This window comes from Geitlerinema calcuttense NRMC-F 0142 (genome assembly GCF_030285425.1).
Genome location: NZ_JASVEJ010000001.1, coordinates 1 through 12,329 on the forward strand (window position 1 = coordinate 1; position 12,329 = coordinate 12,329).

The 12,329-nt window shown below is 51.0% G+C and carries 19 protein-coding genes; all 19 read left to right on the top strand.

All coding sequences use genetic code 11. From position 1 onward, the window contains the following. Nucleotides 1–241 (top strand): hypothetical protein (locus QQ055_RS00005; RefSeq protein WP_286003978.1); only part of this gene is annotated, 241 nt, incomplete at its 5' end. Beyond that, a complete protein-coding gene (locus tag QQ055_RS00010; protein WP_286003979.1) occupies nt 238–753 on the top strand; it encodes a DUF1643 domain-containing protein in 516 nt (171 codons plus the stop codon). The genes QQ055_RS00005 and QQ055_RS00010, both read left to right, overlap by 4 nt. A 1-nt stretch (nt 754) precedes the next feature. After that, nucleotides 755–1,168 (top strand): DUF551 domain-containing protein, encoded by a 414-nt coding sequence (locus QQ055_RS00015; RefSeq protein WP_286003980.1) that lies wholly within the window; start codon nt 755–757, stop codon nt 1,166–1,168. Then, entirely contained in the window at nt 1,165–1,500 is a 336-nt protein-coding gene (locus QQ055_RS00020; protein WP_286003981.1) for a hypothetical protein, read from the top strand. Before QQ055_RS00015 ends, QQ055_RS00020 begins: the two co-directional genes overlap by 4 nt. A 227-nt stretch (nt 1,501–1,727) precedes the next feature. Further along, nucleotides 1,728–2,081 carry a hypothetical protein gene (locus tag QQ055_RS00025; RefSeq protein WP_286003982.1) on the top strand — a complete coding sequence of 118 codons (354 nt, stop codon included), beginning with the start codon at nt 1,728–1,730 and terminating at the stop codon, nt 2,079–2,081. A gap of 12 nt (nt 2,082–2,093) precedes the next feature. Next, on the top strand, nt 2,094–2,552 hold the full coding sequence (locus QQ055_RS00030; protein WP_286003983.1) for a hypothetical protein: 459 nt from the start codon (nt 2,094–2,096) through the stop codon (nt 2,550–2,552). Then, on the top strand, nt 2,549–3,061 hold the full coding sequence (locus QQ055_RS00035; RefSeq protein ID WP_286003984.1) for a hypothetical protein: 513 nt from the start codon (nt 2,549–2,551) through the stop codon (nt 3,059–3,061). Before QQ055_RS00030 ends, QQ055_RS00035 begins: the two co-directional genes overlap by 4 nt. Continuing rightward, a complete protein-coding gene (locus tag QQ055_RS00040; RefSeq protein WP_286003985.1) occupies nt 3,058–3,609 on the top strand; it encodes a Lar family restriction alleviation protein in 552 nt (183 codons plus the stop codon). Before QQ055_RS00035 ends, QQ055_RS00040 begins: the two co-directional genes overlap by 4 nt. Next, a complete protein-coding gene (locus QQ055_RS00045; protein ID WP_286003986.1) occupies nt 3,599–4,000 on the top strand; it encodes a hypothetical protein in 402 nt (133 codons plus the stop codon). The genes QQ055_RS00040 and QQ055_RS00045 overlap by 11 nt, the downstream gene beginning before the upstream one ends. Before the next feature lie 113 nt (nt 4,001–4,113). Further along, nucleotides 4,114–4,470, top strand: coding sequence for a hypothetical protein (locus tag QQ055_RS00050; protein ID WP_286003987.1), 357 nt, complete (start codon nt 4,114–4,116; stop codon nt 4,468–4,470). A gap of 706 nt (nt 4,471–5,176) precedes the next feature. Then, nucleotides 5,177–5,581, top strand: coding sequence for a hypothetical protein (locus QQ055_RS00055; RefSeq protein ID WP_286003988.1), 405 nt, complete (start codon nt 5,177–5,179; stop codon nt 5,579–5,581). Between the two features lie 262 nt (nt 5,582–5,843). Further along, nucleotides 5,844–6,530 carry a hypothetical protein gene (locus QQ055_RS00060; protein WP_286003989.1) on the top strand — a complete coding sequence of 229 codons (687 nt, stop codon included), beginning with the start codon at nt 5,844–5,846 and terminating at the stop codon, nt 6,528–6,530. Between the two features lie 2 nt (nt 6,531–6,532). Next, nucleotides 6,533–8,518, top strand: coding sequence for a hypothetical protein (locus QQ055_RS00065; protein WP_286003990.1), 1,986 nt, complete (start codon nt 6,533–6,535; stop codon nt 8,516–8,518). A gap of 4 nt (nt 8,519–8,522) precedes the next feature. Continuing rightward, nucleotides 8,523–8,837 (top strand): hypothetical protein, encoded by a 315-nt coding sequence (locus QQ055_RS00070; RefSeq protein ID WP_286003991.1) that lies wholly within the window; start codon nt 8,523–8,525, stop codon nt 8,835–8,837. Between the two features lie 71 nt (nt 8,838–8,908). Further along, nucleotides 8,909–9,553: a hypothetical protein gene (locus QQ055_RS00075; RefSeq protein WP_286003992.1), complete on the top strand. Its 645-nt coding sequence runs from the start codon at nt 8,909–8,911 to the stop codon at nt 9,551–9,553. 5 nt (nt 9,554–9,558) lie between these two features. Beyond that, entirely contained in the window at nt 9,559–10,380 is an 822-nt protein-coding gene (locus QQ055_RS00080) for a hypothetical protein (protein ID WP_286003993.1), read from the top strand. Nucleotides 10,381–10,671: 291 nt separating this feature from the next. Further along, nucleotides 10,672–10,854, top strand: coding sequence for a hypothetical protein (locus tag QQ055_RS00085; protein WP_286003994.1), 183 nt, complete (start codon nt 10,672–10,674; stop codon nt 10,852–10,854). Nucleotides 10,855–10,861: 7 nt separating this feature from the next. Then, nucleotides 10,862–11,794 carry a phage tail fiber repeat family protein gene (locus QQ055_RS00090; RefSeq protein WP_286003995.1) on the top strand — a complete coding sequence of 311 codons (933 nt, stop codon included), beginning with the start codon at nt 10,862–10,864 and terminating at the stop codon, nt 11,792–11,794. Nucleotides 11,795–11,862: 68 nt separating this feature from the next. Next, nucleotides 11,863–12,309 carry a hypothetical protein gene (locus QQ055_RS00095; RefSeq protein ID WP_286003996.1) on the top strand — a complete coding sequence of 149 codons (447 nt, stop codon included), beginning with the start codon at nt 11,863–11,865 and terminating at the stop codon, nt 12,307–12,309. Nucleotides 12,310–12,329: the final 20 nt, after the last annotated feature.

Here is a 12,329-nt window from a genome sequence, read left to right on the forward strand (position 1 = left end):
CATCGGAGAAGATGAAGAAGAGATTCGATCCACGGCAGAAACGATGGGATTTGTCGCTATTCACAGCGAGGCTGACGGCACGATGAATCTCTGCAAGTCTTGCTATGAATCCGATCCTGAATTAAACCCCAAACCAACCCCGACCGACGCACTGGCCGAGGCGGTCAAGGCGTTGGAGGAAGGACATCGGCTCGAAAACTTACGAACGTGGAGACAAGCAAGGAACGGAGGTAAGTTGTGATAGACGGTAAAGCTCATTTTTCCAGTTGCAGAAAATACCGATACACGCTCTGGCGATGGTGGGGCGATATGTTTAGTGAGGGCGATAATTACGTCAATTTTATCTGCCTAAACCCCTCGACCGCAGACGAGACAAAAGACGACAATACCATTCGCAAATGTATCAAGTTCGCCAAATCGTGGGGCTACGCCGGAATGTGTGTAACAAATCTCTTCGCGTGGCGGTCAACGGATCGAAAAGCGATGATGAAAGTAGAGGATCCGATTGGCAGGGACAACGATTACTACCTTTGGAATGTTGCCGCTAATGCAAAACTAATTGTCGCGGCGTGGAGTCAAGACGGGAATCATCTAGGGCGTTCCGAGCAGGTTTTACACATACTTCCGTCTGGACAGATTCATTATCTACGAATGGGTAAATCCGAGCCGTGGCACCCACTTTATTTGCCGGATAGTTCAACGCCAATCCTATGGAGCCAAGACCCCGGCACGAAAAAGGAGGCGACGTTTTGATATGAGTGAGCAGATTAACGAAGCAATTAAATTTACGTGCCGCCCCCGTGATAGTCGGTCGCGGCGATGGAGGAAGAAAATGACTAAACCAAACACAGAATCCGCCCGTGCGTTCTTCGAGAAGGAATACGCTAAACCGAACTTCAACACGATTGAAACGATGGAAACCTTCGCCCAGCAGTGCGTCGATGCGGCTCTTGCGGAGAAGTGGATAAAGTGCGAGGACAGGCTGCCGGATTATGACACGTTGCCTTCTGATGAAGACGACGATCCGCGAATTTTAATAGCTACAGCCAAAGGCAAGGTTTTTGTGGCTAACTACGGTTCCACATTTTACAACGTGTGTGATGAATCCAAAAGGATTACAGATGTCATCGCTTGGATGCCCTTACCTGAATACACGGAGCAAATATGATCGACAACAAGAAGCTGAAAGAGCTAAGCGAGATGCCGCTTGGTGAAGTTGTGAGACTTCAAGCGGACGGTAAAACACGTTTCGAGGACGAAGCTGTCTGCACAACCGACACCATAGCCTCCATCGCGTCCGAGCTTTTGGAGCGGCGGGAGTTTGAGCGGTCAATGGAGTTTTTTGTCACTAACGGCGACGGCATCGCTATCGAGAAAATGGGCGAAACCTGGATGTATCACGATGGGGCGGACAGTAAGACCGGCGACCTGATCGGTGAAAGCGGCTTCGCATCAGCATTCGAAGCGTGGCGGAACGCAAGGAACGGAGGTAAGTTATGAATTTATATAGAGTTACATTAAAAGGTTTAGGTGTTCATTATGTTGTAGCACCTGACCCAACGACAGCATATAAGATGATCCGATCCGAATATGACAAGACTGGATATAGTTTCCCTAAAAATAGGGCACTCGATAACATCGAGTTGTTGGCTGAGTGTTCAAAATATCCCGAATGTGGTACTCGTTTATGGATGGAATAGGCACGAAAAAGGAGGCGACGTTTTGATATGAGTGAACAATTGATAAAGACACCAGTAACAGTTGTGGTCGGCGACGATGACGATATTGCGGATGCTGACGGAGACGTGATTGCAACATCTTGGACAGAGCAAGGCGAACACATCGACAGCACGAACAAGCCGGAGATGATCGACAAAAGCGACCTTGAAACGATTGAGGCTTATTTCGCCGTGTGCTTCGAGTGCGAAAGTTACACAACGCCCGCGAAAGAGGAATGGCACGAAGCTGCCGCCGACGCAATGGACGCCGGTTGGCGTGTCATCAACGGCGATGTTTACTGCAAGGACTGCAAAGGACTGGTCCTCCAACGGATCGAGGAGGTGGAAGGTATTAGAGGTTAGGAGAATGTATCTATGGAATTTACGAACGCAATAACAATCGAGCAGATTAGGGCGGCAAAGCCGGAGATGGTCTATTACGGCGCCAACACATGCTGGTGGACGCACGATCCCAAACACCTTGGGACGACAGGCGCCGGTCTGCCGTGCGATCCACGCGGCGGCGTGCTCTTTCAGACGGATGACGTAGAGGGCTTTCTCAAAGCAGCCGAGATGAATGCGAGTCATTACGGTCGGCATGGTTTGCGAGCGTTCATGGCTGCTCATCATCTGAACTGCATTCTGAGTTTCGCCGGATGTGCCCCCTGGTGCTCTCCGAACTGGGAAGATTACAACGCGGCGATCGATTTGTTTGACTACCGCAATGCATCTGGCGATCCCAAAAACCACATCTTCCAGTTTGATATCGAAAGAATGCGCAACGAGTTAGGCAAGTTCGCTAAGCGTCAGAACGAAGAGGATAAAGAAAAATGAGCATCAAGACTCGCGAGAACTTGAAGGGCGACGAAACACAACAACGGCGACAAGCCCTGTGCCGAGAGACGGTGGACCGCATCATCAAGGAGACACCCCGACAAATCTCAATGGAGATGTACGTCCGCGAGGTCGCTTTTTGGGCGTATGCCGAAGGCTGGAACAACAAGGCGGCGGACTCTGCGGGAATAGCTCAGACGGTCATCAACGAAATCGACCCCGACTATCGCCGTGGCTATGAAAGAGGCTTTGCTAAAGGTCGAGCATCGGTGGTGTTTGAGCCTCATTCCGCCTACCGCGACAAACTCCGGGAGATGATCTGTGAGGGCGACTTCGACTTCACAAAGATATTCGAGGAAATCGAATACGAGGGCGAGACGTACACAGATATTTCTAACGAAGGTGCTGCCGCCCTAGCGGATTACTTCATCAGCCTGATGGAGCAAATAGACGAGTGGCGGTCAATGGACGCGGAGACGGATTTCGCTCAAGGAGGGGAAGGCAGATGAGCCGAGGTAGTTGTACAAATCCAAAAAGAAACTTTCAGATACGGAAACAGGAGCTTGATGTGATAGCCAAACCAACCGAAAAAGACAGAGCTGACTTCGAGGCTATGCGAGCCAAGATCAACGACGCATACGGGTTACGTCCGTGTCCGTTCTGCGGTTCGTCCGCATCGTTCACGGAAGACAAATCACCGAGCCGAGACAAGATCGTTTGGCTTGTTGGATGTGATAACGAGGACTGCCCGGCAATGCCGTTGTTATGCGGCAATGCCCGAAAGATAGATGCGGCTAAGGCGTGGAACTCGCGTGTCAAACTCGGCCCAATGACGCTATCGGACACCACGTCCTTATATTTCTGTAACGGATTCAAGATGCCTCTAAAGGTAAACGATGACGGCGATTGTGTCGTTGACCAAGACGGCAACATTGTTGCGGATTTTACGTTGAACGGTGATCCCAATTGGACCGACTTTGATTTGGGAATGATCTTGAATCACATCGCTGATGCGATAAACGCTTACACGGTCGAGGAACAAACCGATGCCAAATGAACTAACCGAACAACAACGAGCCGCGATGAGCAACTCTATCGTGGAAGCCGTCGCAGAGCTGCAAATGATCGAGCGTGACGTAGAATATCGGCGATTGGAAGAAGGCGAGGTCGTTCTACCGACTGATGAATGTCTTCACGAAAGCGGCGAATGGAGACCGGCACAGGGATACATCGGCAAGCCCGCACCTGACCCCAAATATACGGCTCACTGCCAATTCCGACGCAGGGAAACGGAGGGGGCAGAACTTCGCCCCGACCCGAAGGCTGAGATCCTTACACGGCTTGACGAACATCTATCCGAAGCCGGACACGAATTTCAGCCGATGTATTGTGCGTTTTGTTATAGCTATCAACAGACGTTTTGGAAGATTTCCCAAAATCCGAGATGAGTTCATTGTTGACAAAAACAAAGCATTAGATTATATTTAAACCATACCGCAGCCGAGATCGGTACGGCACAAACAACACGACGGGGAGGCACCCCGCAAAAACAGTAAACACCATGACCATTTCAACTACAAAACTTGAGGCAATCGGCGGCAGCCGTTGGCAGAAAAACGGGATGGATCGCATCTACCTCAACGCCGACGTTTTGGCCGTCATTATCGAGAACGAGACAGGCCGCTCGATCAACAAAACTGAAACCCGGTTACTCGGAGAGGCGAAATTTCATTTTGACGTGACAACCGGCCAGTTCCGATGGAACAGCAATCGAGACTCGAACTACTACAGCGACGCGATCATCCGCAACCTACAGGCCCGATGTGCGGGCAACGACACACCGCAGACGGAACGTGAATCGATTCAGATCTGGGACGATGAGAACGACCGTGTTATCACTCGACCGGAGGAGGTATAACCGCGATGCTAACACTAACGTGTAAACTGAGCGAACTCAATGACGATGGGCTGTGGTTAGCCCATCGTCTCCACATCCTCGACGACCGAGCGGCACCGGCAGTTCGTGGCGATACCGTCTCGTTCGACAAACGACACGGCCTAGTGCTCCGTTCGAAACTCACGGTCTGGGAACGGGCCGAGCGGTTTGATTCCGACGGACGTGTCCGATTCGAACCGATGTCAGATGCCGAACACGAAAAATGGCGGCGGCATGTAGAGGTTTACGGCAACGACGACGCCACGCTATACACGTTTAACCCTGTCCGGCATCTCTACGCCTACGGACGCAACTGTGTCCACTGTGTACGGGAGCAAATGGCGGTTCCGGGCGGCGGGCCTACCTATAAGAACGGGCATATCGTGCGATCGTGCAGCCATCCGAGTCACCCTGAACGACTCGACGCTCTCCGTCCAAACCCGGCCGCTCAGATCAACGAACTCGGACGATTCGCTAGATGGTGGTGTGAGTTCGGCGAGTTTGAGCCAACGGGCCCGCGACAACCGGACCGGCGCACCGAGCGAGTTATCGATGCTCTGTTTGGCTCGCGACCTTTCCGTGCCAGAGTTCACGACTAACTAACAAAGCCGAGGCCGTGCCGCTCGCGTCAAGCAGCAGCAGGCCTATCGGCGCCGAAAATGTAAACGAACAGGAGTTAAGTAATTATATGAATTTCACATTACAACAAAAGATCTGCTTGATTAGACATCAGATCGTGATCGCATCATTTATCATCTTGGCGGCGGCTTCATTAGCCCTCGGCGGTGAGCAGCCGTCAGCGTGTGGGGCACCTCAGCCGATCATTGGCCGAGCACAGACGAACTTCGGCAAGGAGATCGTCGGGATCTATGGTTCGCTGCTCACGCTCTATCTGGAAGGCGAGCCGATAGCTCACACCCGATCAAACCCATTCGGCTACTTCGCCTTTGAGCCGGTGCTGCCCTGCAATACCTATCAGGTGGCGATCCGCGATAAATGGTTTGTCTATGAGGCCGCCGTTGCCACAGTCAACCCCGACGATTTTACAGGCCATGGCGCATTCGTGGTGTTCTGGGTGCGCGCCCCCGAGTAGAGCTGCGTTGCGGGATATACTCGCCGGCGGTCCATTTCGTTGGTGTGAAGGTCATAATGTCACGCCGTACTCATCAAAGAGATAGTCGGCAAGTGCGGATTCTTCGCCCGTATCAAACGCGGCGTTCGAAGGAAAGGGCGTGGAGTTGAACTTTTGGAAAGAGTGGGGCGGTAATGGAAACAAAACCGTGCAGATCGATCGTGGTTTGTGGTAGGATGTTGACGTTATGCCGAGGAAGTGCACAATTTGCCATCATTCTGAAGTGGGTCAAATTAACACACTTATTGCTCAAGGTGTGTCATTCCGCACCATATCGCATCGCATCCAAAATAATGACAAGGCTCGTTATTCACTTCAACGGCATACCGAAAACTGCTTAAAGGTCAACATTGGCGGAGCGGTCGAACAAAAAAAAGTAGATCAAGCAGTCGATGTGGTAAAAGAATTCCACGAACTCTTACTTGAATCAAAGAACGCCCTCGAATCTGCCCGATCATCGCTCACGGTAAACGGTAAGGTGGACTTCAGCCCGAGGGCGTGGGAAGTGCTGGTCGTTTATGAGGACTTGGACGACATTAACGAGAAAAGCGGGAAACCGGCGGTCAAAAAAGAAAACCTCGCAGACCTGCTTGCTCGGGTCGAAGGTAACGCCAACATTATTCCGCTTCATTCATTCGTAAAGATCCAAGATTGCCGAAAGACCTACTTGGAGACCATCGCCAGAGTGGACGGTATTATTGACCGGTTTGCTAAACTTAGTGGGGCTTATCAATTACCAAAAGACAATGAGGCCGACAAGCAGCTTCAGGAGATCAAGACTCGTGTTCAGGTTCGCGCAGCGGTAAGCGGCAGAACATACGAAGCCGAGCTACAATACTTCCTTGAACATTACAGTTCCGCTATTCAGCCGGACATCAAACATCAGCTTGTCAGTCAAAGCGTAATGTAAACGTGAATCATCGCATTTCCGACGACGAATACTATTCCGAGATGATCCATTATTTGGGGATCGGGGTAGTGTCGCCGGAGGCGATTGCCCTTGAAAATGAAGGCTGGCAGACTTGGTTAAAAACACTCGCCCCTCGTTCATTCTCCGCACCCTTTTCAAAAGAGCATATTCAGTTTTGGGATCACTTCTGGTCGATACTGATGCGACGGCGCAGGGGTGAGACGATACCGCCCGAGGAACGAGACATCATCATGCCGTTTAGCCGCGGATATGGTAAGTCCACAAATGCGGAGTTTGCTGCGATAGCTGAAGGCTGCATCTTGGGGAAAGGGCTGTGCCTATATCTTTCCGATTCGCAACTGCTTGCCGAGGAACATTTGTTCAGCATCAAGGCGATCATCGAGACGCCGGTATTTGCGAAATACTATCCGGCGATGTCGCGTCCAAAGATGTTAAAAGGCGGAACGCAGGCACGGTTTACGCAGGATGCTATCATCTGCGAGAACGGTTGGGCTGTGGTAGCTCGCGGGCTTACGGCGAATGTTCGAGGCGGACGTGTCGGCACGGATAGATTCTCGCTTGTCGTGCTGGACGATATTGATAACCTGACGGATTCATTGGCCGTGATCGAAAAGAAAAAGCGGATCATCTCCCGAACGGTGTTTCCCGCAATGTCGAAAGACGGCGTGAGCATCTTGGCTCAGAACCTTATCACGAAGAACAGTATCGCATCGCAGATATTGGACGGACGGACGGACATTCTTTCACGCAGGACGGTCATCGGCGGCGGCGCGGTCAAAGCGTTTAGCTCATTGGAACTTGAACCGGAACAACTGCCGGACGGCAAGACGCGATGGCAGATAAAGCATTGCGTTCCAACGTGGGCATACTTCAACCTAGAAGATGCGCGGGCGTTCTTGGCGAAATCAGGGAAAGAAGCGTTCCTTGCGGAGTATCAGCACGAGTTCGACGATCGGCGCGGCAAGTGTATCTCGAATTACGACCCTGAAGCCCAAGTAATCACTTGGAGCGAGTTTCAGCGAGTGTTCAAAGTGCGATATATCCCTGAGCATTGGCGGGCGGTCTGCGGCGTTGATATTGGATATTCAGACGGCCAACATCCGCATTATTCGGCGTGGATGTTCTTGGCGGTCGCGGCTCAGAATAGCCCACTGCCTGGTGCTCAGTTCGTTTATCGGTCCAAAGTGTTTCAACATAAATCCATTGACGATCAGGCGATAGAGGTTTGGCGGGATCTATTGCCATCAAGTGAACGCGAGTTTGCGGAATATGTCGCGGACTTTAGCGAGTTCCCCGCTTTACAAGAGCATTTCGGAGTGCCGGAGATAGCAAGCAACGGGCTGATACAGTCATTTCAGATGTCGCACGAGCGGACAGGTGAGATGCTGACGCTTAGGACGCGGTATGGACTGCCGTTCGCCAAGTTCAAGCATTGGAAGGCTCACGACGGTATTGCTCAATGGAATACACTATCATTGGCGGACAGAACAAAGCCGAATCCGTTCAAGATCGACCAGATCGAAGAGGACGGCAAATACGAGATAGGGCGACCAGGGCTTTATTACATCGTGGACGACGACCAATACGGTGATCCGCGAGACGAACGCGGTTTAAAAACATTTCTTCGGCAATTGGAGAATTGGAATTATGTTCCGGTCGAGATCACAAAAACAGGATTGACCGAAGAAAAGCCGTCAAAGGTGGATGATGACACTTTGGATGCTTTGAAGGCGTTGTTGCAGTATATCTACCTTGAGCCGACGCCATTGACCGAGCAGGAGCAGGTGTTCGAGCGGATGCCGGAAGTGTTGAAAGAGGCTGCGACACCGGACGCACGGCAGCAACGCGGATATTGGTTACAGCAAGAAGAAAAAAGGATTAGGATCGAAAAGGAACGGCAGGCCCGAAGCAACGTAATGGCATTGGGCGATGCTTTGGATAATTTCGATAGGATGCGAGGACGGTAAGACGGTGATCGAACTAGCGGCATTGATAACGGCGGTCGGTGTGATGGCTGCTTTTTTGTTGGGCTATTGGTTAGCTGATAAGCGGTCAAAGGATGAGATACGACGGCTTGCGGAACAGAATCAGGACTTGCAGGGATCGTTGTTTCATCGCATCGGCTACACTCCGCAGGTGATGACGAATCTGAAAGAGCCGGTGGTAGAAAGAGAGATGGAACAGGGTGACGAGAAACCGCATCAGCAGGTGCATAATCAGGTGACGGTGGACTTGTTTCAGCGACGGCAAGAGGCGTTTGCGCGAGACATCCTCGGAAACCGATAAAATGTATTGCAATTAGGACAAACATTGTTTACGCTTTATGCGACATCTCGATTCTTGAGGACGTAACCACTATGCCAGCAAATGAATACTCGCCATCGGTTCAAAGTTTTTATACCACAGGCGGCGTCAGCGAACTGCTTTTGCCGCAGAACCCGCGTCGGACATCGGTTTGGATACAGCCATTGACCGAGGACATAACAATCAATTTCGGAGCGGTCGCAGGAACGAGAGCGACCGGCACACTTGCGTTTGTTGATAACCCTGCGAATGCTGAGACCATTGCAATCAACGGCGTGACTATCACGTTTTTGACGACGGTGGCAGACCCGACAGACGAAGTAGAGATCGGCGACAACGAAAAAGAGACGCGAGATAATCTCTTAGCTCTGTTGCAGGCATCGGAGGACGCTGACCTGCTCGAAGCTGAATACGAAGCAACAGAAGTCTCAGGCGATCCCGGTATTCTCATCACGTTCAAACAAGGTGGCGTGGCCGGAAACGCATATACACTCGCAAACAGTTCAAGCGCGAACGTCGTGGCATCGGGCACAACGCTCGAAGGCGGACTCGACACCGGCAATGGTTTTCTTTGGCTGCAAAACAGCGAGCATTGGGTGAATGTCGCTCAGTTCTCAAGTGCGGGTGAGGAAATATACGTTATCTCAGAAAACGCAGATTCAGAGATCGTGTATCTTGAAGCGATCGGAGGCGTGTAACAACAATGGCAGGATTAAGAACATTTGGGATCAATCCATCTGGCGGCGCTGGCGGTGGAATGGCTATTGGTGGAGCGATCACCGGAGCGGACGAGGGCAGCGTTCTGTTCGCAGGTGCGGGCGGGATACTTGCTCAGGATAAAGCGAATTTCTTTTGGGATGATACAGCCAACCGATTAGGCATCGGCCTTAATACATCCCTTGACGCAAAATTGCATATTCTCGCAGGCGGAGCGACCGAGAAAGGGTTGCTTATCAAACTCGCATCTGCTCAATCAGCGAATGCGTTTGAAGTTCAGCCGAACGGAAGCACGACGCCTTTAATTTTCATATCATCTGGTGGTGCTTTAAGGGCAAACTCGATCACTGATACCGCAGCTGGAAATTTAACTATTTCAAACGGCAGTGGTAATTCGGTGTTTATTCAAGGTGGCGGTGACGGTGGGGCGTCCGTCAATTTTACACGAAGATTTAACATATTCACACCCGCACTCAGTATAAATTCCCCGGCACAGATCACGGCAAATCAGAACAATTATACGTTTTCGGGGTTCGGAAGTTTGTTGCGGTTGTCGTCAGATGCTTCACGGAACATTACCGGGCTTGCAAATACTTGGGGAGCGGTCACGAATAACGCAGGCGACGTGCTGACGATCATCAATATCGGTTCGAACGATATTGTTCTCAAACACCAAGACGCAGCCTCGACGGACACGAACCGATTTCTAAATTCAACAGGTGCGGATATTACACTCACAGCAAATCAAGCAGCCGATCTCTTTTATGACGGAACGACGCAAAGATGGCGAGTCTATAAACGCAACTAGGAGCAACAATGCCAAATTTTCCAGCTTTCAGAACTGAGCTATTCCAAACGCTCTCAACCACAACAAACATCGAAGCCCCCCCTCAAGACCGAGTTTGCGAGTGCGGTCATTGACGCTTATCGAGGCGAATGGAACGCTCGTGTCGCATCCGGCACAACGGACAGTGCAGCCAATCGCGGACGGTTCGTAGCCAAGAAAGCCATTGACTTTTACAGTGACCACGTTCGTGCATATCGCCGAAGGTCCGACATCGCGGCAGTTCCGACCCGACCAGGTATTGAAGATTAGTTTATGAACAACGAAGAACAGAAAGCACCCGAACTTTACCTTATTGAAACATCCGTATTGCAGAGAATGATCGACGTGCTGCAAACATTACCGTATAACACGGTTTGCAATTTGATACCGGACGTTATCGCGTCAGCAAAGCCGTATGATCCGCCCAAGATCACGCCGGAGGAAGTCGAGCCATAAAGAGCAAATGCTCATACCGATCAAAAATCTAGGAATAGTAGAGACTTACGCAGAGATAGCCGAGGTTCGGGGAACTGACGGCTATTCGCATTTATTCTGTACTCAAAACGGGAAGTATTATCAGAGGGGAGTACCAGGACAGGGATGGGTAGAAGTTCCTGCATTACAGCCTCATTACGATAACATTGCGGATCGTCCAACAGGAGGCGGTGGTGGTCCGGTAGCGTGGGCAGACGTGACAGGTAAGCCATCGGAGTTTACGCCATCTGCGCATTCACACGATGGATACGCCGCATCATCGCATAACCACGACGGAAGTTATGCCGCATCGAATCATACTCACGCGATAGCTAATATCACGAACTTGCAGACCGCCTTAGACGGAAAACAGGCGTCTTTGGTGTCCGGCACGAACATTAAGACGGTGAACGGCGAAAGCGTTCTTGGTGCGGGGAACATCGTTGTTTCGGGTGCTGATCCGGCAGGATGGACAACGATAGTCAAATCGGCGAATCAGGACGTTACGGATGCTGGTCTGACGAATGATACGGACTTTCATTTTACTGTGGTCAATGGCGGTCATTACGCAGTGGAAATGGATCTGATCGTCTCGGGCAATAATGCGACCGGCGATTACACGATGGATTTTCAGATGTCCACGGGCAACCAGCGAGGAAAAGGAACGTGTCAAGGATTGAACGCATCGAATGCCGTGCAGAATATCATCGTTACGGCGGCTGGTGTTCAGGCGACCACGGCGATAGTGACAGGAGCGCCGACCGCTGATCTGAATGATCTTGTGTTCGTGAAGGTCAGTTATGCGTTCACGGCCCTTGCGGATGCCACGTTTCAGTTTCGGTTTGGAAATGCGGCCGCGGCTTCCGGGCGAACATCCCGAACGTGGAAGGGAAGTGTTTTGAGGCACAAGAGGCTCGATTGAAGCAGTTAAATCCATTACCGTTCACAAAGTGTTTTGTGCGGACGCGGTTCGTATCGGACGAAGATGGTGTGATGGAATGCTATCTTATCGCGGTCGAATCGGTGTTAAACGAAGCGTTTCGATGGATGATATTGCTTGAGAACGGGGCAATGTATAATAGCGTTCCCTTGCAGGCGTTATGTTGGAAAGAGGACGCACCGGAGCCGAGCTTAAGCGATATTTGCACTTGGGACTGTTTAGGCGAGACGACTGAGATCGTCACGCTCGATATGGTCCGAAATTGGCGGGTAGAGAGTAAGAAAGGGAATGGACGTTATCTGTTCTCGATACATTTCAAGACGCCGGAGATGTGGCAAAATATACCCGAACAGTCGAAAGTGTGTCATTTTTGCACACGGGACGATGGGAATTTTATGAGCGTGGTCAACAATGAAACACGGTTTTTGTGTTCCGCAGTGGTAAGGGATAAGCCTTTGCGGATGGCACCTAATGAAAAAGTCTGGTTTGCGGAGTAAAAATCGCTTGCTAAAGACTA